This window comes from Pseudarthrobacter oxydans, from assembly GCF_030812335.1.
Taxonomy (GTDB): Bacteria; Actinomycetota; Actinomycetes; order Actinomycetales; family Micrococcaceae; genus Arthrobacter; species Arthrobacter oxydans_B.
In genome coordinates, this window is record NZ_JAUSSN010000009.1 from 35,386 (window position 1) to 58,218 (window position 22,833).

Below are 22,833 nucleotides of genomic sequence, written 5' to 3' on the forward strand. Positions count from 1 at the left end.
GGGTGCCACGGGCGGCGGGTGCGTCGGTCCGGGCGTCGAGCGCCGGTTCACGGGTCACAGGGTTTCCTCCAGCACCAGTTGCGACGCTGCGATCTCCCGGTAGCTCGGCGAGGACTCCATCAGCTGGTGATGTGTTCCCTGCGCCACGACCCGGCCGTCTTCGAGGACCAGGATCAGTCCGGCGTCCACGATCGTGGCGACCCGTTCGGCCACGATCAGCACGGTGGCCGTGTGCAGCAGCGGGGCCATCGCCTCGCGGAGCCGGTAGTCGGTGCCGTAGTCCAGCGCCGAAAAGCTGTCGTCGAACACGTACACGGGAGCCCGGCGCAGGAGCGCGCGCGCGATGCACAGCCGCTGCCGCTGACCGCCGGAAAAATTCGTGCCGCCCTGGCTCACCGGTGACTCCAGGCCCAGCGGCAGCTCCCGGACGAACTCCGCGGCCTGCGCGGCGTCCAGCACCTGCCAGAGATCCTTGTCCGTCGCAGCGGGTGCCGCCATCCTCAGGTTCCCGGCGAGCGTTCCGGAGAACAAATACGAGTGCTGGGGAACGACGGCGACCAGGCTCCGCAGCGCCGCCAGGGGCAGGCCGCGGACATCGCAACCGCCGATGCTGATGTGCCCGCCAGTGGCCTCCAGGAACCTGGGCAGCAGGTTCAGCAGGGTGGTCTTGCCGCTCCCGGTGGCGCCGATGACCGCCGTCACGGCCCCGGGAGCAGCCGTGAAGCTGATGCCGTCCAGGACCGGGGCCTCGGCTCCGGGGTACGCGAAGGACACGTCGCTGAACTCCACGGCATTGCCCTCGGGCGCCGACCCGCCCGGGCCGTCCGTGATCGCCGGCGCCGTGTCCAGCACCGCCTGGATCCGTTCGGCGCAGGCAGCCGCGCGGGGCGCCGTCATAAAGACGTACATCGCCATCATGATCGCGATCAGGATCTGCAGGATATAGGCGATGAACGCCGTCAGCGCGCCCAGCCGCATGTCGCCGGACTGGATCCGGTGCCCGCCGAACCAGACCACACCGACCGAGGACAGATTGACCACGAACATGATCAGCGGCATCATTCCCGCGACGAGCAGCGCCGAACGCAGGTTGTTCCGGGTCAGGTCCCGGTTGGCCCCGTCGAAGCGCCTCATCTCATGCCCCTGGCGGACAAAGCCCCGGATGACGTTGGCGCCGATGATCTGCTCCCGCAGCACCCGGCTGATCCGGTCGATGAGTTCCTGGCCCTGGCGGTAGAGCGGGACCAGGCGGCGCACGATCAGGACCATAATGACCGCGAGCACCGGAATGACCGCGACGACGATGCCGGACAGGGCGATGTCCTGGTGCACGGCCAGCACGATGCCGCCGATGAAGATGGCGGGCGCCGCGACCAGCATCGTGAACACGAGGACCATGAGGTTCTGGATCTGCGCGACGTCGTTGGTGGCCCTGGTGACCAGGCTGGCGGCGCCGAACGCGCCGACTTCCTGGGAGGACATGGACTGCACCTTGGCAAACAGTTCTTCGCGCAGTTTCCGGCCGAGCTCCATCGCCACGACAGCGCCGAGATACCCGGCCGCGATCGCCGCCGCCACCTGCACACAGGCGATCGCGGCCATCCAGGAACCCAGGTTCAGGATCTCCGGGATGTCGCCGCCGACGATCCCGTCGTCAATGATGGCCGCGTTGAGGGTGGGTAGGAGAAGGTTCGCGGTGGTCTGCACAAGCTGCAGGACCACGATGGCCAGCACGGTCCCCTTGTGGGCGGCCAGCAGCCGGCCCGTCAGACCAATAAGCACCGAACCTCCATCGCTACGTCAGGGCACGGATCGGGATCGACCAAGGCAGCCGCCCCCACGCTGCCTCGACATTGTAAGCACTCTCACACAGTGCTCCGTTGTCATACGCTGTCCGGCCTGCCTGCCGGTCCGGAACCCGGCTGCGGATCAGGCCCGCTTCCGGGCCACGGCGAAGATCCGCCGGAACGGGAACACGGTGCCGTGCGGCCCGGCCGGGTAGGCCTCCGCCAGCAACGCCGAGTATTCGGCTTCGAACTCACGGGCGTCCGCGGCGGACAGCGCCGCGAGCACGGGCCGGAGTCCCGTGCCGCGGACCCACTCCAGGACGGGGTTCGCGCCCGGGAGGAGCTGGAAGTACGTCGTCTCCCACGCGTCCGCGTCGCACCCGGCGTCGAGCATGATGGCCAGATAGTCGTCCGGCTCGCCCACAACGTCATCGTGGCGCAGCACCCCGGCGAGCCGTCCCGCCCACGCCGCGGACTCCGCCAGCCCGCGCATCAGCGTGTGCGAGGGCGAATTGAAGTTCCCGGGGACCTGCAGCGCGAACCAGGCGCCGGGGCGGAGCGCCGCGAGCCAGCCGGGCAGCATGTCCCGGTGGCCCGGAACCCACTGCAGCGCGGCGTTGGTGACGACGACGTCCGTGTCCGCGGCGGGCATCCAGCCGGCGATGTCCGCCTCGCCGAAGGACAAATTGGGCAGCCGCTCCGCTAGGCCGGCAGCCTGGGCCAGCATTTCCGCCGAGGAGTCCAGGCCGGAGACCCGGGCCAGGGGCCAGCGCTCGGCGAGGGTGGCTGTCAGGTTCCCGGGACCGCAGCCGAGGTCGACGACGGAACGTGGCGCGTCCGCATGGACCCGGGCGGTCAGATCAAAGTACGGCCTGTCCCGGTAGTCCCCGAACTGCACGTACTTGGCGGGATCCCATTTCACTGCTTCCTCCAGTCACCGGCGAACGACGCGACCTCCGAAGCCTAACCCCGGCCGGAACGGCCGCCTAGGAGGCGCGCGACCCTAGCGCACCGGCCACTAAGCTGGTGAGCAATGAAACTTGTTGATCAGCTCCCCGCCCCGGCCGCCCGAGTCCCCGGCCGGACCGGCCTGGACCCGGACGAGCTCTACACCCGCTTTGTCGAGTGGACGGAAACCCGCGGGCTGGCCCTGTACACCGCCCAGGACGAGGCCGTCATGGAGCTTGCCGCCGGCGCCAATGTCATCCTGGCGACCCCCACCGGATCGGGGAAGTCCCTCGTCGCGATCGCGGTGCACTTCCAGGCCATGGCCCGAGGGCAGCGCAGTTACTACACCGCACCGATCAAGGCCCTCGTCTCGGAGAAGTTCTTCGCCCTGTGCGAGATCTTCGGCGCCGAGAACGTGGGCATGATCACCGGCGACTCCGGCGTCAACCAGGACGCCCCGATCATCTGCTGCACGGCGGAAATCCTGGCCAACATCGCCCTCCGCGAAGGCGCCGCCGCGGAGCTCGGCGCCGTCATCATGGACGAATTCCACTTCTACTCCGACCCGCAGCGCGGCTGGGCCTGGCAGGTCCCGCTGCTGGAACTCCCCCAGGCGCAGTTCCTGCTGATGTCCGCCACGCTCGGCGACATGAGCCGCTTCGAGGCCGGCATCACCGAGCTGACCGGCCGGCCGACGACGACCGTCAGTTCGATGGAGCGGCCCATCCCGCTGCACTACTACTACGAGCAGACGCCCGTGCACGAGACGCTCGAGGAACTCCTCGCGACGAAGCAGGTCCCCGTCTACGTGGTGCACTTCAGCCAGGTGGAGGCGATCGACCGGGCCCAGAACCTGATGAGCATCAACGTCTGCACCCGCGAGGAGAAGGACAAAATCGCGGAGCTGATCGCCGGGTTCCGCTTCGCGGCCGGTTTCGGCAAGACGCTCAACCGGCTGGTCCGGCACGGCATCGGCGTCCACCACGCCGGTATGCTGCCCAAATACCGCCGGCTCGTGGAGCAGCTCGCCCAGGCCGGGCTGCTGAAGGTCATCTGCGGCACCGACACCCTCGGCGTGGGCATCAACGTCCCCATCCGCACCGTGCTGCTCACGGCGCTGAGCAAGTACGACGGCGTCCGCACCCGGCTGCTGAACTCCCGGGAGTTCCACCAGATCGCCGGCCGCGCCGGCCGGGCCGGCTACGACACCGCCGGGACCGTCGTCGTGCAGGCCCCGGAACACGTCACGGAGAACGTCAAGGCAATGGCCAAGGCCACGGCGAAGTTCGGCGACGACCAGAAGAAGCTCCGCCAGGTGGTCAAGAAGAAACCGCCCGAGGGCTTCGTCTCCTGGGGCGAACCGACCTACAAGCGCCTCGTGGAGTCGGTCCCGGATCCGCTGACGTCCAGCTTCAGCGTGACCCACGCGATGCTGATGAACCTGATGGAACGGCCGGGCGATCCGTTCAAGGCCGCCCGCCGCCTGCTGACCGAAAACCATGAGCCGCGGTCATCCCAGCTGCAGCTCATGAAGAAGGCCCTTGGCATCTACCGGGAACTCCTGGCCGCCGGGGTCGTGGAGCGGATCCCGGAGCAGGAGCAGGGCGCGGACGGCCGCACGGTCCGCCTGACGGTCCATCTGCAGGCCAACTTCGCCCTGAACCAGCCGCTGTCCCCCTTCGCCCTCGCGGCCCTGGAGCTGCTGGACCCGGAGTCGCCGTCGTATGCCCTCGACGTCGTGTCCGTGATTGAGTCCACGCTGGAGAAGCCCCGGCAGATCCTGTCCGCGCAGCTGAAGAAGGCGCGCGGCGAGGCGATCGGCGCGATGAAGGCCGACGGCATCGACTACGACCAGCGCATGGCCATGCTGGAGGAAGTCAGCTACCCGCAGCCGCTCGCGGAGCTCCTCGGCGAGGCGTTTGATGTCTACCGCCGGGCCGCCCCGTGGATCGGCGACTTCGAGCTCGCGCCCAAGTCCATCGTCCGGGACATGTACGAACGGGCAATGAACTTCGGCGAGTTCGTCCAGTTCTACGGACTGGCCCGGTCCGAGGGCATTGTGCTGCGCTACCTCGCCGACGGCTTCAAGGCGCTGCGGCAGACCGTCCCGCAGGACGCCCTCCGCGAAGACCTGGAGGACCTCATCGCGTGGCTCGGCGAACTGGTCCGCCAGGTCGACTCCAGCCTGCTCGATGAGTGGGAGGAGCTGACCTCCGGCAAGGCGCCGACGCCGCACGACGCTCCCCCGCCGCCGCCGCCGTCGCTGACCTCCAACGTCCGGGCCTTCCGTGTGATGGTCCGCAATGAGATGTTCCGCCGGGTGGAGCTCTTCGCGGACGAGGACGCCACCGCCCTCGGCGAACTCGACGCCGGTTCCGGCTGGGATGCCGAACGTTGGGAGGACGTCCTGGATGACTACTTCGACGAACACGACGACATCGGCACCGGCCCGGACGCCCGCGGCCCGGGCCTGCTGATCATCACCGAGGAGCCGGGCCGGTGGAAGGTCCGGCAGATCTTCGAGGACCCGGCCGGCAACCATGACTGGGGCATCTCCGCGGAGGTCGACCTCGCAGCCTCGGACGAGACCGGAACCGCCGTCGTGCGTGTCACGGAAGTGAACCGGCTCTGACGGTCCGCGAACCGGATCGGCATCACCGGGTCGGCGCTAGTAAACTCGAGTGATGAGTGTAATCCGGCCCGCGACGGCGAACGATGTCCCCGATATCCTGCAGATGATCCATGACCTGGCCATCTACGAGAAGGAGCCGGACGCCGTCCGGAACACCCCCGAGATGCTTACCGAGGCCCTGTTCGGTGAGCACCCGCGCGTGTTCGCGGCAATGGCCGAGAACGAGGCCGGCGAGGTCCGGGGCTTCGCCCTCTGGTTCCTGAACTACTCCACCTGGGAAGGTGTCCACGGCATCTACCTCGAGGACCTGTACGTGCGCCCCGAGGCCAGGGGCGAGGGCCACGGCAAGGCGCTCCTGCAGCATCTCGCCGCGACCGCCGTCGACCGCGGCTACGCCCGCGTCGAGTGGAGCGTCCTGGACTGGAACGAGCCCTCCATCAACTTCTATAAGAAGCTTGGAGCCAGCCCGATGGAGGAATGGTCCACCTTCCGGCTGACCGGTGACGCGCTGGAAGCCTTCGGGACCGCGCACAAAGTCCAAGCCCATGGCTGACCTGCCCCTGACGGGCCTGCCCCTGGCGGGCCGTCCCCTGACAGGCGGTCCACTGGCTGGGACCGCTGCCGCCGGCCTGCTGGAGGCCGCACCGCTGACCGTCCCGCACACCGTCAAGGCGCGGCACGAATACCGCGGGATGCGCACGGCGGAGCACTACTTCGAGGTGCCCCTGGACCACTTCCGCGCTGCCGCGCCGGCGGGTGAGACCATCACAATCTTTGCCCGCGAGTACGTCTCCGCGGACTACAGCGAGGACGAGGCCGCCCAGCTCCCGTGGCTGCTGTACCTGCAGGGCGGCCCGGGCGGACGCGGCAACCGTCTCCCGGCGCTCGGCGGGTGGAGCAAGGCCGCCGCCAAGGACTTCCGCATCCTGATGCTGGACCAGCGCGGCACCGGCCTGTCCGCCGCAGTCGACCGCAACACCCTGCCGCTGCGCGGGAACGACGCCGACCAGGCGGCCTACCTGGCGCATTTCCGGGCGGACTCGATCGTCGCCGACGCCGAGGCGATCCGGCTGGCGCTGGGTTCCGGGCCGTGGACGATCTACGGGCAGAGCTACGGCGGCTTCTGTGCCCTCAGCTATCTCTCCTTCGCCCCGGAGGGCCTGCGGGAAGCCCTCATCACCGGCGGCCTCGCGCCGCTCGCCGGGCCCGCGGACCGGGTCTACCGGGCCACGTTCCAGCGGGTGGCGGCCCGCAACGCCGAATACTTCGGCCGGTACCCCGAGGACCGCGCAGCGGTCACGCGGATCGCCCGGCACCTTCGCGACACGGAGGAATACCTGCCCGACGGCGAACGGCTCACCGTGGAACGCTTCCAGATGGTGGGGTCCTTCCTGGGCGGCAACACCCGGGTGGATGCCCTGCACCACCTGCTGGAGGATGCCTTCGTCGGCACGCCCGGCGGGGACCGCCTCTCGGACGCGTTCCTCGACCAGGTCCGCGGGCTCGTGTCCCGCGCAGCCAACCCCCTGTACGCGCTGATGCACGAATCCATCTACGGCCAGGGCGAGTCCACGGACTGGGCCGCCTGGCGGGTGCTGCAGGATTTCCCGGAGTTCTCCCCCGCGGCCCCCGAGCCGCTGCTCACCGGCGAAATGGTCTACCCCTGGTACTTCGAGCAGGATCCCGCCCTCCGCCCGCTGCAGGACGTCGCCCGGCGCCTCGCCGAAAAGGACGACTGGCCCCCGCTCTACGACCCGGAACGGCTCGCGCTCAACACGGTCCCGGTGGCCGCTGCCGTGTACACCGACGACATCTACGTCGACCGCGGACTGTCGCTTGAGACGGCCGCGGCCGTCCGGGGCCTGCAGGTCTGGGAGTCCGCTGACTTCCACCATGACGGCATCGCGGACGACGGCGAGGGCATCTTCGCTCGGCTCCTTGGCCTGACCCGGTCCGTCCGGGACTGAACACAGGACTACAGGCGGGACGGAACCTGGCGGTCCGTCCGGGGCCTAGGCCGGTGCCGAGCCCGGCGGCTAGGCCGGTGGCCGCACGGCGCGGTTCCGGCCAGTCGCGCGGAGGGCGACGGCGAACACCACCGCGGCGACGGCGGCTGCCGCCAGGTTGAGGCCCTGGTAGCCGACGCCGCTCATCACCAGCCCGGAGAACCCTGCGCCGACGGCGCCGGCGACGCCCATCATGGTGTCCGAGACGCCCTGGACGAGGACGCGCTCGTCGCCGGCGACGCTCTCGGCGAGCAGGGTGGAGCCTGCGATCGTGGCCGCGGACCAGCCCAGCCCCAGCAGCACCAGGCCGATCGTCACCAGCACTGGCGCGGCCTGGCCGAAGCCTGCCACGAGCACGGAGAGCAGGATCAGTCCGTGGCCCAGCAGGATGACCGGAAGCCGGCCGGTCTTGTCGGTCAGCCAGCCCATCACCGGCGAGAGCGCGTACATCCCGGCGATGTGCAGCGAGATGGTGAACCCGATCAGGACCAGCACGTCGGTGCTGGCCGCGTGGGCGTGGCCGGCCGGCATGTCGGACAGGGGGCCCTCGGTCAGCAGCTGCAGGTGCAGGGGCGTCATTGACATCACGGCGGCCATGCAGCCGTGCGCGGCAATGATGGCGAGGAGGGCCAGTCCGGCCCGCGGGGAGGCCCGGATGGCGCTCATGCCGTGACGGAGGCCGTGCCGCCGCCGGGTACCGGTGGTGCCGCCGGCTGCACCCGTTGCCGTGTTTGCCGTTCCGCCAGCGGCGGCGGGCTGTCCGCCGGACCGGAGCCGGGCCGCGAGCAGGAGGGGATCCGGCCGCAGGCCGATGAGCAGCAGCAGCGCGGCCAGCGCCAGCCCCGCCGTCGAGAAGACAAAGGGTCCTGCCAGCGCCGGAAGCCCGAGGGCCTCCCCCACGAGGGCGCCGGGACGGATCAGGTTGGGCCCGGCGACGGCGCCGATGGTCACGGCCCACACGACGATCGCCAGGGACCGGCCGCGCTGTTCCGGGGCGGCGAGGTCGACGGCGGCAAAGCGGGCCTGCAGGTTGGCGGCCGTGCCGAGCCCCAGCAGTGCCGCGGCCAGCAGCAGCACCGGGAAGCTGCCCGTCACTGTGGAGGCGATCACCAGCAGGGCCCCGGCCATGGCGGCGAGCAGTCCCGTGACGAGGGAGGCCCGGCGGCCGCGGCGTCCGGCCAGACCGGCGAGGGGCAGGGCGGCCGCCGCGGCTCCGAGGGTCATGATGGTGGTGACCGAGCCGGCCCAGGCATTCGAGCCGGAGAGCTGGACGGCCAGCAGGGACCCGACGGACAGGCTGGCGCCGCTGCCCACGCCGCTGAGGAGCTGCGCGCTGCTCAGCACCCAAACGGTACGGCGCTGGACCCGTTGCGGGTCCAGCGCCGTACCGTTGACTGCTGCAGTGTCGAAAATTTTCACGGTCCGAGCATAGCCGAACCGTGAGGGCTACTCGGCGTCGGTCAGGCTCTGGCGGGAGTCCTCTTCGAGCCGGGCGTCCAGCTTCGACTGCGTGGCCTTGGAGCTGACCAGGCTGGCGATCACGGCGACAATGATGGTACCGATGATCACCCCGAGCGAGACGAAGGTCGGGATCTCGGGGGCCCACTCGATGTGCTGGCCGCCGTTGATGAAGGGCAGCTCGTTGACGTGCATGGCGTGCAGGACCAGCTTCACACCGATGAACGCGAGGATCACCGAGAGTGCGTGCTTGAGGTAGATCAGGCGGGTCATCAGGCCGCCAAGCAGGAAGTACAGCTGCCGCAGGCCCATGAGGGCGAAGATGTTGGCGGTGAAGACGATGAACGCGCTCTGTGTCAGGCCGAAGATGGCCGGGATGGAGTCCACCGCGAAGAGCAGGTCCGTGAGGCCGATCGTGACGAACACGATCAGCATCGGGGTGAAGACCTTCTTGCCGTCGACCACCGTGCGGAGCTTGCCGCCGTCGAACTTCTCCGACATTGGCAGGACCTTGCGGATCCGGGCGATGAGCGGGTTTTCCTTGTCCTCCTCGTCCTCGCCGTCGTCCTGGGCCTGCTTCCAGGCGGTCCACAGCAGGAAGGCGCCGAAGATGTAGAAGACCCAGCTGAACTGCTCGATCACGAGGGCGCCGAGCAGGATGAAGATACCGCGGAGGATCAGCGCGATGATGATGCCGACCATGAGGACTTCCTGCTGGTACTTACGGGGTACCGAGAAGCGGGCCATGATGATGATGAAGACAAAGAGGTTGTCGATGCTGAGGCTGTATTCCGTCACCCAGCCGGCGAGGAACTGCCCGCCGTATTCCGGGCCGGTGAAGGCGAACATGGCACCGGCGAAGACCAGGGCGAGGGCGATGTAGAAGGACACCCACAGGCCGGCTTCCTTCATGGAGGGCTCGTGCGGACGTTTGAGGACCAGCAGCAGGTCTATGGCAAGGATGATGCCGAGAACGACAAAGGAGCCGATCTCAAACCAGACGGGAAGTTCGGGCACGAAGTTACCTTTCGCAGGGTGTGACTGTGCGGTGTAAGTCTCTCCGACTGGCCTGAGTGTCCGGTACGAACCGGTTCTGCTTGGCTGCCCGCTACGCCCGGCAGGGCATCTGTGCCGTGCGTGTTGACGATCGTAGCGCTTGGGATACTCCCCTACGTCCGCCCAACAATACCCTAGGCGTGCCCTGCGGACTGCATCTGGCGCAGTTCCTTCTTGAGCTCCCCCACCTCGTCGCGGAGCCGTGCGGCGAGCTCGAACTGGAGCTCCCCGGCGGCGGAGTGCATCTGTTCGGTGAGCTGCTCGATCAGGCCCACCAGGTCCTCGGCCGGTGCGGCCGCGAGGCCGTCCGCCCGGATCTTGTCCGAGCCCTTGCCCTTGCCGCGGGCCTTGCCGGCGCTGGCGAGCAGTTCGCGGGTGTCGGCGTCCTCCTTGGCGATCTGGTCCGTGATGTCGGCGATCTTCTTCCGCAGCGGCTGCGGGTCGATGCCGTGCTTGGTGTTGTACGCCACCTGGATCTCGCGGCGCCGGTTGGTCTCGTCGATGGCCTTGGCCATCGAGTCGGTGATCCGGTCCGCGTACATGTGCACCTGGCCGGAGACGTTGCGGGCGGCGCGGCCGACCGTCTGGATCAGCGAGGTCGCTGAGCGCAGGAAGCCTTCCTTGTCCGCGTCGAGGATGCTGACGAGCGACACCTCGGGCAGGTCCAGGCCTTCGCGGAGCAGGTTAATGCCCACCAGGACGTCGAAGACGCCCATCCGGAGCTCGCGGAGCAGTTCCACCCGGCGCAGGGTGTCCACGTCCGAGTGCAGGTATTCGACCTTCACGCCGTGGCCCAGCAGGTAGTCGGTGAGGTCCTCGGCCATCCGCTTGGTCAGGGTGGTGACCAGGACGCGCTCGTTCTTGGCCGTGCGGGTCTTGATTTCACCGAGCAGGTCATCGATCTGGCCTTTCGTGGGCTTGACGACGATCTCCGGGTCGATCAGGCCGGTGGGCCGGATGATCTGCTGCACGAAGCCGTCAGCCTTGCCGAGCTCGTACTTGCCCGGCGTGGCGGAGAGGTAGACGGTCTGGCCCACGCGGTCCTGGAACTCGTCCCACTTCAGCGGCCGGTTGTCCATCGCGGAGGGCAGCCGGAAGCCGTGGTCCACGAGGTTGCGTTTGCGGGACATGTCGCCCTCGTACATGGCGCCGATCTGCGGCACGGTGACGTGTGATTCGTCAATCACCAGGAGGAAGTCGTCCGGGAAGTAGTCGATCAGGCAGTGCGGCGCGGTCCCGCGGGCGCGGCCGTCGATGTGGCTTGAGTAGTTCTCGATGCCGTTGCAGAACCCCATCTGCTGCATCATTTCCAGGTCGTAGGTGGTGCGCATCCGGAGCCGCTGCGCCTCCACGAGCTTGTTCTGGCTCTCCAGGACCTGGAGCCGCTCGGCGAGCTCGTCTTCGATCCGCTTGATCGCCCGGCCCATGCGTTCCGGTCCGGCCACGTAGTGCGAGGCCGGGAAGACGTACATCTCGGTCTCGTCCCGGATGATCTCCCCGGTGAGCGGGTGCAGCGTGTAGATGTTCTCGATCTCGTCGCCGAAGAACTCGACCCGGATCGCCAGCTCCTCATACATCGGAATGATTTCCACGGTGTCGCCGCGGACCCGGAACGTGCCGCGGTGGAAGTCCATGTCGTTGCGGGCGTACTGCATGGAGACGAACTTGCGGAGCAGGTCGTCCCGGTTCATCTCGGCACCCTTGCGGAGCGTCACCATGCCGGCGATGTACTCCTCCGGGGTGCCCAGGCCGTAGATGCAGGACACCGTGGCCACCACGATCACGTCACGGCGGGTCAGCAGCGCGTTGGTGGCGGAGTGCCGGAGCCGTTCGACTTCCTCGTTGACGGAGGAGTCCTTCTCGATGAAGGTGTCCGTCTGCGCCACGTAGGCTTCCGGCTGGTAGTAGTCGTAGTAGGAGACGAAGTACTCGACGGCGTTGTTGGGAAGCAGCTCGCGGAATTCGTTGACGAGCTGCGCGGCGAGGGTCTTGTTTTGCACCATCACCAGGGTGGGCCGCTGGACTTGTTCGATCAGCCACGCCGTCGTCGCGCTCTTGCCGGTACCGGTGGCACCGAGCAGCACCACGTCCTTCTCGCCGTTCTTGATGCGCTCGGTCAATTCCGCGATCGCGGCCGGCTGGTCACCGGCCGGCTGGAATTCGCTGATGACCTCGAAGGGCGCCACGACACGATTGATCTGCTGCGCAAGACTCATGTATCTAATCTACCGCCGGCCCCCGACGCGGTGTCCCGATTCAGCTTTGGGCGGTACGGTCCGGCTCCGGACCGGCCCCCGGTCCCGTCGCCGGCCCGGGGCTGGTGTACGACGGCGGGTGCCAGCCGGTGCGCTGCACCCACGCCTCCATCCGCGGGGCCGCGTGCCCGGCGAACCAGGCTTCCTTGTCGGCGGCGTACCGCGCAGTGGATTTGTCCACACCGTGCAGTTTGGCGACCCGGCGCTTCTCGGCGAGGTAGTCGGCCCGGGCGGTCTCGTCGTCGCGCAGCCAGTCCCGGAAGCACAGCGCAAAGCGCCAGCCCGGGGAGCCCACGGCGCGGACGTGCAGGTTGACCGCGCGGCCGGGGTCCGCGTTGCCGTGCAGCCGTTTCGGCCAGTCCGCCGGGTCCGGGTGGGAGGGCTTGGGGTTGTCCGCGAGAATGCCGGGCCAGGCGGGGAAGCCGGCGCCGGCCAGCAGCGGCGCGATCCGCTCCGCGGCGGCCATGTCCTCGACGCCGAGCTGGAGATCCAGGATGTCCTTCGCGGGGAGTCCGGGGATGGCGGTGGAACCGACGTGGTCCAGGGTGAGGATGTCCCCGGCCGCCGCCGCCCGCAGGCGTGCGATGAGCCGGGCGGCCTGCGCGGCCCAGTCCGGGTTGGCGGGCGCCAGCACCGGCCCCCCGGTCCGCGCTGCGAGGCGGTGCCTGCTCAGGTTCACGGCGAACGGGGCCAGCCGGAACTTCCACAGCCGGTCCACCGCATCCCGCAGCTCCTCCTTGGCGCCGGAGTTATCCAGGACGGCGTCGGCTGCAGCCAGCCGGTCGGCCCTGGTGGCCTGGGCGGCCATCCGGGCCCGGGCGTCCGCGGCGGTCATGTGCCGGTGCTGCACCATGCGCTGCACCCGGACGTCGTCCGGGGCGTCCACCACCACCACCAGATGGAAGTTGGCGCCCTGGCCGGTCTCGACGAGCAGCGGGATGTCCTGGACCACGACGGCGCCCTTCGGAGCGGCGGCGGCCAGCGCGGCGGCGCGCTCCCTGACAAGGGGATGGATGATGCCGTTGAGCACGGCGAGGCGTTCCGGGTTGCCGAAGACGAGGGCGCCGAGCTTCGGCCGGTCCAGGCCGCCGTCGGGCGCCAGGATGGCCTTGCTGAAGGCAGCCACGACCCGGGCGAGTCCCGGCGTTCCGGGTTCCACGACCTCACGGGCCAGGGCATCGGCGTCGATCACCACGGCCCCGAGTTCGCGCAGGCGTGCGGCGGCCACTGACTTCCCTGAGGCGATGCCGCCCGTCAACCCGATTTTCAGCACCCCTCCAGACTAAACTGATCCGGTGGCTGAAGATGCGGATTTCCCGGAGAGCAGGGCCACCGTGTACACGACGCTGGCGGCGGGGCCGGAGTTCCGCCACGAGATCGAAGTGAAACGCTCCCGCTTCATCACCGTGCTGCACCGCACCGGGGATGAGGAAGGCGCCCGCGCCGTCCTGGCCGGTCTGCGCAAGGAATTCCACGATGCGCGGCATCACTGCTCCGCGTTCGTGCTCGGTCCCGACCGCGCCGTGCAGCGCTCCAACGACGACGGCGAGCCGTCCGGCACCGCGGGCACCCCGATGCTGGACGCGCTGCTGAAACGCGAAACCGCGCCGGGTGTGGCGGACCTCAGCGATGTGACCGCCGTCGTCGTCCGCTATTTCGGCGGGATCCTGCTCGGCGCCGGCGGGCTGGTCCGGGCCTACTCCGAATCCGTGTCCGCTGCCCTGGACGGCGCGCCGCTCGCGCAGCGCCGCCGGCTGCGGATCTGCGCGGTGACCGTCCCGCACACGGCGGCCGGCCGGCTGGAGAACGAGCTGCGCGCCGCGGGCTATGTGATGGCCGAAACCAGTTACGAGGCGCAGACTACTGTCCTGAGGCTGGCCCTGCCGGATGATCCGGCGGGCCTGGCCCGGGCGGGGGAACGTGTCGCCGCCCTGTCCGCCGGAACCGCCGCATTGCTGCCTGGAGAAACGGAATGGATCGATGTCCCCCTCGGCTGAGCCTTCCCCTGCCGCTGTCCGGCTCGTGGACGTCGACGAGCCGGTCCTGGAGCAGCTCCTGACCGTCGCGATCCAGGACGCCGACCCGGACGAGGTGACCCCTCCCCTGGGCAGCGCCTCCGGCTGGAACTCCGAGCGGATCAGCTGGTTCCGCGAGTACCATCACGCTGCTGCAGGGCTCGACGGGCCGGCGCAGCAGAAAAGCTGGGCGATCAGCTCGGACGGGAAGCTGGCAGGCTCCATCCGGCTCAAAAGGACCGGGGCGGACTCGCTGGAAACGGGAATCTGGCTGGGCCGCAGCTTCCGTGGCCACGGCATCGCACGGGAGGCCCTGCGCCTGGTGATTGAGCGGGCCGCCGCGTCCGGGGCTGCCGTGCTGGAGGCCGACACCACAGCAGGCAATGCCGCGGCGCTGGTCCTCCTGCGCTCGGCCGGCGCGGAGTTTGAACAGGGCGAAGCCTCCGACGCCGCGGCGGTCCCGGTCAGGGCCAGGATCCCGCTGCGCTGAGGCCCCCCGGCTGGACATGCCCCGCCCCGGCCGCAACCGCTGGACATACGCCCATTGTGCCCATCCTCGTGGCCCAAGACTGGACATGTCCTCCCGCTGGCTCCGCGGCCCCGGCTGGACATGCCCCGCCCCGGCCGCAACCGCCGGACATACGCCCATTGTGCCCATCCTCCTGGCCCAAGACTGGACATGTCCTCCCGCTGGCTCCGCGGGCACGGCTGGACATGCCCCGCCCCGGCCGCAACCGCTGGACATACGCCCATTGTGCCCATCCTCCTGGCCCAAGACTGGACATGTCCTCCCGCTGGCTCCGCGGGCACGGCTGGACATGCCCCCGCTGGCCGCAACCGCTGGACATACGCCCATTGTGCCCATCCTCGTGGCCCAAGACTGGACATGTCCTCCCGCTGGCTCCGCGGGCACGGCTGCAAATCCCCCGATGTGGCCGCTTGGATCGCGGAAACTGGCCGTTCGGATCCCCAGGCCGGTCCATCGGTCCGTTGAGGAGCACGACGCCGCGGCTCGCGAGTTCGGCGCGCAGGGCAACGACGTCGTCCGCCTCGATGGGGAACTGCATCCGGAATCGCGCGCCTCGGGGCAGCCACCTTTGCGGGGCCGATATGCAAGGTGATGGCGCCGATCCCGTGGCCAGTTATAAGGTCGCGCTGGTTCCGTCGCCGAGGACGCCCCGACCTCCTGCCCAGAAACGCCCTCCGCTGTGTTCCGTGCTCTTAACTCGGCTGGTCTGAACGCGAAGCCGTGGCGGCGTCAAGGATTCTGGCACGCACTCGCCTGAATCGCGGAGCACTGCAACCGGTTAGGGCGCGAACCACGAAGGAAGCCTTCCATCAGGTATCCACCGCTCCCCTCAAGGATCTTGGCCGCGACATGGATGAGCTGCTCCAGGCTGTGCTCGGGGGAAGCAGCCCAGTCCCTCAGCTCGGCTGCACACTCATCACCCGTGAGCTGGTCCAGCCGGCGGATCGCCCATTTGCCCTTGCCCAGCCACTTCCCGTGCTGCAGGAGCAGAAGCTCAACCGACTGCCGGAAGACCTCTGCGGCGACGGCGAAGGATTCGGCCGCGAGGGTCGATCCCCGCAGGTCGTCGAGTGAACTGCTCAGCTCGTACCGGCGCAGGCCGCGGTCCTGGTCTGTCAGCGGCTCGGGGCCGCGCTCCATGTACAACTGCGCCTCCCGTTGCCATGCTTCCCCCGGCCCGAGGTCGGTAAGCAGGACTCCCTGGGCACACAGGTCGCCGAGGACGGCGCAGCGGGCGGCACGCTCGCGTGCGTACCAGACCGCCAGGCTGGACGGGGTGTGGACAAACGCTTCAACAATCCACCCTGCATAGCGCGTGGTTTCGGCGTAGTTCTCCGCGCCGTCACGGTAAAGGATCACGATGTCCAGATCCGAGGTGGGAGTGCTCCGGGCCTGGGCCGTGCTGCCGCCGAGGATGGCCGCATCGGCGTCGGGGTGTCTTTCCGCCACGAAGGCGCGGGCTGCACTGACTGGATCCATCAGTCCATCCTGCCGGAGCCGGCGCGGCGCGGCCAGCAACCACACGCCCGTCGATCCTGGTTCGGGGGTCCGGGGCATGTCCCGCACACGGACCCACGGCCGGACATAGTGCCACTGTGTCCACGCTCCGGCCGGAGGAGTGGGCATGTCCTTAACGAAGTGGGCATGTCCTTAACGAAAGGTGGCCGCCCCATCAGGGACGGCCACCTTCACGATGCTACTTCAAGCTACCAACTGCCAGGCCTCAGGGAGCGGACTCCCTGGGGACTAGAGGCAATTAGTTGCCGGTCAGCTTCTCGCGCAGTGCGGCAAGAGCCTCGTCGGAAGCGAGCGTGCCGCCACCGGTGTTGGTCTCGGCTGCAGCAGGCTCCGAGGAGTAGCTGGTGGTGCCGGAGTCGCTCTCACCGGACGTTGCAGCTGCAGCGTCGTCGGCAGCGTGCTGGGCAACCTGCTTCTTGTGGGCTTCCCAGCGGGTCTGGGCGTCAGCGTACTGCTGCTCCCAGGCGGCGCGCTGCGTCTCGTAGCCTTCAAGCCACTCGTTGGACTCCGGATCGAAGCCCTCCGGGTACTTGTAGTTGCCCTCTTCGTCGTACTCTGCGGCCATGCCGTAGAGAGCCGGATCGAATTCGGTGGACTCGGCGTCGACGCCCTCGTTGGCCTGCTTGAGGGACAGCGAGATGCGGCGGCGTTCGAGGTCGATGTCGATGACCTTGACGAACAGCTCGTCGCCAACGGAGACAACCTGCTCGGCCAGCTCAACGTGGCGCACGGCGAGCTCGGAGATGTGGACCAGGCCTTCGATGCCGTCTTCAACGCGAACGAACGCGCCGAACGGAACCAGCTTGGTGACCTTACCCGGAACAACCTGCCCGAGGGCGTGGGTGCGGGCGAAGGTCTGCCACGGATCTTCCTGCGTAGCCTTGAGCGACAGGGAAACCCGCTCGCGGTCCAGGTCGACCTCGAGAACCTCGACGGTGACTTCCTGGCCAACTTCGACAACCTCGGACGGGTGGTCGATGTGCTTCCAGGACAGCTCGGAAACGTGAACCAGGCCGTCCACGCCGCCCAGGTCCACGAAGGCACCGAAGTTGACGATGGAGGAAACGACGCCGGGACGAACCTGGCCCTTTTCCAGCTTATTGAGGAACGTGGAGCGGACCTCGGACTGGGTCTGCTCGAGCCAGGCACGGCGGGACAGAACAACGTTGTTGCGGTTCTTGTCCAGCTCGATGATTTTGGCTTCGATCTTCTGACCGATGTACGGAGCAAGGTCGCGCACACGGCGCATCTCGACGAGGGATGCGGGCAGGAAGCCGCGCAGACCGATGTCGAGGATAAGACCACCCTTGACAACCTCGATGACGGTACCGGTGACGACACCGTCTTCTTCCTTGACCTTCTCGATGTCGCCCCAGGCACGCTCGTACTGAGCGCGCTTCTTGGAGAGGATCAGGCGGCCTTCTTTGTCTTCCTTGGTGAGCACCAGGGCTTCGACGAGATCGCCAACGGAGACGACGTCTCCGGGATCAACATCGTGCTTGATGGACAGCTCGCGGGAGGGAATGACACCTTCGGTCTTGTAACCGATGTCGAGCAGAACTTCGTCGCGGTCGACCTTGACGACGGTACCTTCGACGAGGTCTCCGTCGTTGAAGTACTTGATGGTGGCGTCGACTGCTGCGAGGAAGTCCTCAGCGGTACCGATGTCGTTAATCGCGACTACGGGTGTACCGGGCTTCTCGGTGGAGGTGATGGTCATGTAGTAGGGGCTCCGTTGTGGATAGTGAGTCGGTCAGGCAAACCGCTGCGCCCGCGTCGGCGACACGGGCACAGAACACGGCATTGCGCCGGGTCATCCTGATTTGTGGATTGTAGATGCGCGCACGTAGTACACGCCCGTTTAGTCTAGTCGTATACGGGAACGCCGGTCAAAGCGCAACGGGTCGGCCCGGATCCGCCTAGAAATGCGTCAGGCAGTGCGGTGCGCGCTCGACGGCGAACATGAGTCTCGCTGTCAGCGCCGCCCCGGGCGCGTGCTCGGTGATCCGTCCGGCGGCGGCCAGAGTCACCGGGCAGACGGCGCCAAGATAGATGGAGCCGAGTTCCGCGACGTCGAGGGACAGCTCCGGGTCGGCGCCGTCCGGGGCCGGCGCGACGCTGGCTTCGCCGGCATTCACGGTCAGGTTGAACACACCGGCGGCGAACCCCAGGGTGTCGGTGACGCGCAGCACCAGGCTGCCGTCGGAGGAGTAGCGCCGCGCGGCCAGGGCCTTGGCCGCGTCCAGAATCCGGAGCCAGAGCATGTCGCCGTTTTCGCTGGACTCGATGCAGCGGGGGTCCTCCAGGGCCCACGCCAGCGGATCGTCCACGGGCGCCTCGGCCCAGGTGACCCGGTCGATGAGGTCGAGGCTGCCGAGGAACTGCCACAGCTCCAGGTAGCCGGACTCGGTGGCCGCCACCAGGTCGATGACTTCCATGGCGGGAGGCTTGGTGTCCCATCCGGAGAACTTGTAGGCGACATAGCCGTCCACGGCGCCGTCGGCGTCGTAGTGCAGCGCGCACCGGATTGATTCGTCCTCCGCGCCGTCCTGGCCGAGTGTGCCCGAACTCCGCTGCCGGTACGCGTCCTGCCGCACCAGGGAGCCCGGGGTGGCCCGGTGGACCCGTTCGAAAACGACCGGGGCCAGTTCCAGCAGGACCTTCCGGTCGGCGATCTCCACGGAGCCGGTCGGGGTGTGCCGCAGCTGGAACCGCGGGCCGGTGTTCACCTTGATGCTGCGCTCAAATGTTGCGACGCCGAAGCCGAAGCGGCCGTAGATGGAGGCCTCCGATGCCGTCAGGGCGGCCATTGCGAGGCCGTCGGCCCGCGACGCGGCGAGGTCTTCGGTCATCATCCGCCGCAGGAGCCCCTGCCGGCGGTGGGTTCCGCGGACGGTCACGGCGGTGATCAGCTGCGCCTCGAGCTGCCGGCCGTAGCCGACGTTCAGGTGCTTGCGCAGCGTCCCGAAGGTTGCCACCGGAATGTCGGCCGCCAGGGAGTGGGCGGCGACGGTGCCGGTCTGGTACACCCCGGTCATCTCCCGGTTGTCCGTCCGGTACATGGCCATGACCTTGTCGACGAACTCGTCCTTGTGCCGCTCGTCGTAGAATCCGACGCCGACCCCGCGCAGCCAGGCGACTCCCAGCGCGTAGTCCGGTTCACCCTTTTCGGCCGCGCGGAACCGCCGGATTTCGTACTTTTCTGCCACGTGTTGCTCCCCCTGAGAATGTTGCGGAACCGGGTACCCCCGAAGGGGACCCCAGCGCTGCGCTGGCTGGATGACTAGTGCCCGGCCTCGTACCAGCTGGAGCCGACCCCGATCTGGACGTCGAGCGGAACTGTCAGCCTGGCGGCCGATCCCATCTGCTCGGTCACGAGCTTCTCCACGGCCTCCCGCTCGCCGTGGGCCACTTCGAGGACCAGTTCATCATGGACCTGCAGCAGCATCCGGGATTTCAGGCCCTGTTCGGCCAGGGCTCCGGAGACGCCCAGCATGGCCCGCTTGATGATGTCCGCGGCCGAGCCCTGGATGGGAGAGTTCAGCGCAATGCGCTCCGCGTTCTCGCGCAGCTGGCGGTCGGTGCTCGTGAGGTCCGGGAGGTAGCGGCGGCGCCCTTCAATCGTGGAGGTGTAGCCGTCGATCCTCGCCTGGTCCACCACGCCGCGGAGGTAGTCCCGGACGGCGCCGAACCGGTCGAAGTACTCCTTCATGAGGGTCCGCGCCTCGTCGACGGAAATCTCGAGCTGCTTGGAGAGCCCGAAGGACGTCAGACCGTAGGCCAGGCCATAGGACATGGCCTTGACCTTCGAGCGCATCGCACTGGTGACCTGGTCGGTGGGCACATGGAAGATGTTGGAGCCCACGAACCGGTGCAGGTCTTCGCCGTCCTTGTAGGCCTGGATCAGCCCGGGATCCCCGGAAAGGTGGGCCATGATGCGCATTTCGATCTGCGAGTAGTCCGCGGACAGCAGGCAGTCGTAGCCTTCGCTGACCACAAAGATGCCGCGGACGCGCCGACCCTCCTCGCTGCGGATGGGGATGTTCTGCAGGTTCGGGTTATTGGAGGAGATCCGGCCCGTGGCTGCGACGTTCTGCGCGTAGGTGGTGTGGATCCGGCCGTCGTCGGTGACGGACTTCTTGAGTGACTCCAGCATCTGGCGCAACTTTGAGGACTCTCGGTGCGCCATGAGCTGGACCAGGAATTCGTGCCCGGTCTTTTCCAGCAGGTTCTTGAGCGACGCGGCGTCGGTGGTGTAGCCGGACTTGATCTTCTTGGTCTTCGGCAGGCCCAGCTCCTCGAAGAGCACGGTCTGCAGCTGCTTGGGTGACCCGAGGTTCACCTCGTGCCCGATCGCTGCGAAGGCAAGTTCCTGGGCGTTGTCGATCACTTTGGCAAGATCCGCCAGCTGCTCGTCCATGCGGGCCATGTCGATGGCGATTCCCGCGAGTTCCATGTCGGCAAGCACCCGGCTGACGGGCAGCTCAAGGGTGGTCAGCAGGTCCTGGGCCCTGCGCTCGGCCAGTTCCGTCTCGAAGTACCGGCTCAGCGCCCCGACGACGGCGGCCACGTGGACCAGCTCGCCGGCGGCGGCGTCATCGCCGTCGAACGCCAGCTCAAGCTGGCCGGCCTTGGCGGCCTCGGTCGAGACGCTGAGGTTGAGGTGGTGCTGGGCCAGTTCGGCGAGTTCATAGCTGCGACGGTCCGGCTGGATGAGGTAGCCGGATATTGACGTGTCGTCCACCACGCCTTCCAGTCCCAGGCCCCGGCTGGAGAGGGCCTTGAGCGCCGCCTTGTAGCCGTGCATGACTTTGGCCGCGCCGGCGTCCCGCAGCCAGCCGGCCAGGACGTTCTCCGCGGCGGCGTCCTGGCTGGTGAGGTCGATGTAAGCGGCCCCGTTGTCATGGACGATGGCCAGGGCGGCGACATCCTCAACGATCCGGCCGGGTACGAGGTCGACGGCGACGGCCGAACGCAGGCCCGCCCCGGACTCGAGGAAAGCGGTCAGCCCGGCAGCGTCCGAGGGGATCACGTAGTGGGGGGTATCGAGGCTTTCCCGCTCCGCTTCGGTAACCTCACTGCCGTAGAGGGCAAACAGCCGGGCCCGGATGGTCTTGAATTCGAGGGCGTCGAACAACTCCTCGAGGGCGGCCTGGTCCGGCCGCGGATCCGCGAGCTCTTCCAGCGTCACCGGGAGTTCGAGGTCCGTGTGGAGCCTGTTCAGCCGCCGGTTCCGCTTGACCTCCTCCACGTTTTCGCGCAGGGATTCCCCCACCTTTCCGCCGATCGCGTCGAGGTTCTCCAGGACCCCCTCCAGCCCGCCGTACAGGTTGATCCATTTGGCCGCCGTCTTGGGCCCGACGCCGGGGACGCCCGGAAGGTTGTCCGCGGACTCCCCCACCAGGGCGGCGAGGTCAGAATACTGGGCGGGGCTGACAAAGTATTTTTCCTGGATGGCCGTTGCGTCCATCCGGGGAATGTCGCTGACGCCCTTCCTGGGGTACAGCACAAAAACGTTGTCCGTAATCAACTGGAAGGCGTCACGGTCGCCCGATACGAGGAGCACCTCGAAGCCTGCCTTTTCACCCATTGCGGCGAGCGTTGCCAGGATGTCATCAGCTTCATAGCCGGGCATCTTGATGGTCTTGATGCCCCAGGCGCCCATCACCTTGTCGATGAGGTCAATCTGGCCGCTCATCTCCCGCGGCGTCTCGTTGCGTCCGCCCTTGTACTCGCTGTACTCGGCTTTGCGGTGGGTGGTGTCGTCCGAGACGTCAAAGGCCACGGCCACGTGGGTCGGTTTCTGCTCCTTGATCAGGTTAATGAGCATGGACGTGAACCCGTGGATCGCGTTGGTGTGTTGCCCCGTCGCGGTGGAAAACTTGTCCGCAGGCAGGGCGAAGAACGCCCGGAACGCCATGGAGTGTCCGTCAAGGACCAGGAGACGCGGCTGGTCCGTGATCGGAATGACGGGCGCCACGGTGGCGGAAACCGACTCCGCTGCCCGGCTCGATTTCCGGACGGGCTTGGCCGCAATCACGGATTCGGTCTCAGTCGCCGGGAGAATGTCTGTTGCGGTGTCTGCCGAAAGGGGGGCAAGGGCCGGTTTGGTAGTTTCGCTCACAGGTGCCAGCCTAGTTCCCATGAAGGACAATTTCACGCCGGGCCCGTTCGCGGCCGAACTGGCGGCTGCCGGGATTCCCGAGGAAATGCACGACTGGCTGGGGCAATACGGCGTGGGGGCCCTGGTGGTGAAGATGGGGATCCATTTTCTGGAGATGAGTCCGGAGCGCACGGTCGCCACCATGCCGGTGGAAGGCAACACCCAGGTGGCAGGAATCCTGCACGGCGGCGCCCATGTGGTCCTGGCCGAGACGCTGGGTTCGTTCGCCGCCGGAATGCACGCCGGGCCGAAGCGGCAGGCACTGGGGATTGAGGTCGGCGCAACCCATCACCGGGCCATCACCACGGGCACCGTGACCGGCACGTGCACGGCGATCCACCTGGGCCGCACCCTGACCACGCACGAGATCGTCATGACGGACGAACAGGGCAGACGGCTGTCCACGGCCCGCATCACCAACCTGATCCGCGACACCGCCGAATAGGGACCGCCTGAATAGGGACCG

16 protein-coding genes are annotated in these 22,833 nt (G+C 67.9%); 6 read left to right on the top strand and 10 right to left on the bottom strand.

All coding sequences use genetic code 11. The features are described 5' to 3' along the window. Nucleotides 1–54: 54 nt before the first annotated feature. A complete protein-coding gene (locus tag J2W14_RS15185; RefSeq protein WP_307464024.1) occupies nt 55–1,782 on the bottom strand; it encodes an ABC transporter ATP-binding protein in 1,728 nt (575 codons plus the stop codon). Nucleotides 1,783–1,929: 147 nt separating this feature from the next. Next, nucleotides 1,930–2,709 carry a trans-aconitate 2-methyltransferase gene (locus J2W14_RS15190; protein WP_307464026.1) on the bottom strand — a complete coding sequence of 260 codons (780 nt, stop codon included), beginning with the start codon at nt 2,707–2,709 and terminating at the stop codon, nt 1,930–1,932. A 111-nt stretch (nt 2,710–2,820) separates the two neighbouring features. Here J2W14_RS15190 and J2W14_RS15195 point away from each other — a divergent pair, with 111 nt between their 5' ends. The 3 genes from J2W14_RS15195 to J2W14_RS15205 all read left to right on the top strand — a co-directional run bounded on the left by J2W14_RS15195 (nt 2,821) and on the right by J2W14_RS15205 (nt 7,334). Further along, nucleotides 2,821–5,367, top strand: a complete 2,547-nt coding sequence (locus J2W14_RS15195; RefSeq protein ID WP_307464028.1) for a DEAD/DEAH box helicase — start codon at nt 2,821–2,823, stop codon at nt 5,365–5,367. A 52-nt stretch (nt 5,368–5,419) separates the two neighbouring features. After that, nucleotides 5,420–5,920 carry a GNAT family N-acetyltransferase gene (locus J2W14_RS15200; RefSeq protein ID WP_307464029.1) on the top strand — a complete coding sequence of 167 codons (501 nt, stop codon included), beginning with the start codon at nt 5,420–5,422 and terminating at the stop codon, nt 5,918–5,920. A 139-nt stretch (nt 5,921–6,059) separates the two neighbouring features. Continuing rightward, nucleotides 6,060–7,334 (top strand): alpha/beta fold hydrolase, encoded by a 1,275-nt coding sequence (locus J2W14_RS15205; RefSeq protein ID WP_307464367.1) that lies wholly within the window; start codon nt 6,060–6,062, stop codon nt 7,332–7,334. A gap of 69 nt (nt 7,335–7,403) precedes the next feature. On the opposite strand, the gene J2W14_RS15210 is transcribed toward J2W14_RS15205, so the two are convergent. The 4 genes from J2W14_RS15210 to coaE all read right to left on the bottom strand — a co-directional run bounded on the left by J2W14_RS15210 (nt 7,404) and on the right by coaE (nt 13,415). Beyond that, a complete protein-coding gene (locus J2W14_RS15210) occupies nt 7,404–8,792 on the bottom strand; it encodes an MFS transporter (RefSeq protein WP_307464031.1) in 1,389 nt (462 codons plus the stop codon). A 27-nt stretch (nt 8,793–8,819) separates the two neighbouring features. Further along, nucleotides 8,820–9,848 (bottom strand): TerC family protein, encoded by a 1,029-nt coding sequence (locus J2W14_RS15215; protein WP_307464033.1) that lies wholly within the window; start codon nt 9,846–9,848, stop codon nt 8,820–8,822. A 173-nt stretch (nt 9,849–10,021) separates the two neighbouring features. After that, a complete protein-coding gene (gene uvrB, locus J2W14_RS15220) occupies nt 10,022–12,103 on the bottom strand; it encodes an excinuclease ABC subunit UvrB (RefSeq protein WP_307464034.1) in 2,082 nt (693 codons plus the stop codon). A 40-nt stretch (nt 12,104–12,143) separates the two neighbouring features. After that, nucleotides 12,144–13,415, bottom strand: coding sequence for a dephospho-CoA kinase (gene coaE / locus J2W14_RS15225; protein WP_307464036.1), 1,272 nt, complete (start codon nt 13,413–13,415; stop codon nt 12,144–12,146). 22 nt (nt 13,416–13,437) lie between these two features. Here coaE and J2W14_RS15230 point away from each other — a divergent pair, with 22 nt between their 5' ends. Both J2W14_RS15230 and J2W14_RS15235 read left to right on the top strand, forming a co-directional pair. Continuing rightward, entirely contained in the window at nt 13,438–14,139 is a 702-nt protein-coding gene (locus J2W14_RS15230) for an IMPACT family protein (protein WP_307464038.1), read from the top strand. After that, nucleotides 14,123–14,647 carry a GNAT family N-acetyltransferase gene (locus J2W14_RS15235; protein WP_307464040.1) on the top strand — a complete coding sequence of 175 codons (525 nt, stop codon included), beginning with the start codon at nt 14,123–14,125 and terminating at the stop codon, nt 14,645–14,647. The genes J2W14_RS15230 and J2W14_RS15235 overlap by 17 nt, the downstream gene beginning before the upstream one ends. A 768-nt stretch (nt 14,648–15,415) precedes the next feature. Here the strand turns inward: J2W14_RS15235 and J2W14_RS15240 are convergent. From J2W14_RS15240 to polA, 4 genes are all read right to left on the bottom strand, one after another. Further along, nucleotides 15,416–16,165, bottom strand: coding sequence for a nucleotidyltransferase domain-containing protein (locus J2W14_RS15240; protein ID WP_307464041.1), 750 nt, complete (start codon nt 16,163–16,165; stop codon nt 15,416–15,418). Nucleotides 16,166–16,442: 277 nt separating this feature from the next. After that, the gene (gene rpsA / locus J2W14_RS15245) at nt 16,443–17,924 is read right to left on the bottom strand and encodes a 30S ribosomal protein S1 (RefSeq protein ID WP_282379167.1); all 1,482 of its coding nucleotides are present in this window, start codon (nt 17,922–17,924) and stop codon (nt 16,443–16,445) included. Nucleotides 17,925–18,123: 199 nt separating this feature from the next. Continuing rightward, nucleotides 18,124–19,413, bottom strand: coding sequence for a GNAT family N-acetyltransferase (locus tag J2W14_RS15250; protein WP_307464044.1), 1,290 nt, complete (start codon nt 19,411–19,413; stop codon nt 18,124–18,126). Nucleotides 19,414–19,487: 74 nt separating this feature from the next. Further along, the gene (gene polA, locus J2W14_RS15255) at nt 19,488–22,124 is read right to left on the bottom strand and encodes a DNA polymerase I (RefSeq protein ID WP_370871326.1); all 2,637 of its coding nucleotides are present in this window, start codon (nt 22,122–22,124) and stop codon (nt 19,488–19,490) included. 223 nt (nt 22,125–22,347) lie between these two features. On the opposite strand from polA, the gene J2W14_RS15260 reads away from it, so the two are divergent. Next, nucleotides 22,348–22,812 carry a hotdog fold thioesterase gene (locus J2W14_RS15260; protein ID WP_307464049.1) on the top strand — a complete coding sequence of 155 codons (465 nt, stop codon included), beginning with the start codon at nt 22,348–22,350 and terminating at the stop codon, nt 22,810–22,812. The last annotated feature ends 21 nt before the right edge of the window (nt 22,813–22,833 follow it).

Excerpts from the sequence above, each read along its gene's own strand:
- J2W14_RS15195 (WP_307464028.1), top strand. The coding sequence starts at position 2,821 with ATGAAACTTGTTGATCAGCTCCCCGCCCCGGCCGCCCGAGTCCCCGGC.
- J2W14_RS15200 (WP_307464029.1), top strand. The coding sequence starts at position 5,420 with ATGAGTGTAATCCGGCCCGCGACGGCGAACGATGTCCCCGATATCCTG.
- J2W14_RS15205 (WP_307464367.1), top strand. The coding sequence starts at position 6,060 with ATGCGCACGGCGGAGCACTACTTCGAGGTGCCCCTGGACCACTTCCGC.
- uvrB (WP_307464034.1), bottom strand. The coding sequence starts at position 12,103 with ATGAGTCTTGCGCAGCAGATCAATCGTGTCGTGGCGCCCTTCGAGGTC.
- J2W14_RS15235 (WP_307464040.1), top strand. The coding sequence starts at position 14,123 with ATGTCCCCCTCGGCTGAGCCTTCCCCTGCCGCTGTCCGGCTCGTGGAC.
- J2W14_RS15240 (WP_307464041.1), bottom strand. The coding sequence starts at position 16,165 with ATGGATCCAGTCAGTGCAGCCCGCGCCTTCGTGGCGGAAAGACACCCC.
- rpsA (WP_282379167.1), bottom strand. The coding sequence starts at position 17,924 with ATGACCATCACCTCCACCGAGAAGCCCGGTACACCCGTAGTCGCGATT.
- polA (WP_370871326.1), bottom strand. The coding sequence starts at position 22,124 with ATGGCGTTCCGGGCGTTCTTCGCCCTGCCTGCGGACAAGTTTTCCACC.
- J2W14_RS15260 (WP_307464049.1), top strand. The coding sequence starts at position 22,348 with ATGAAGGACAATTTCACGCCGGGCCCGTTCGCGGCCGAACTGGCGGCT.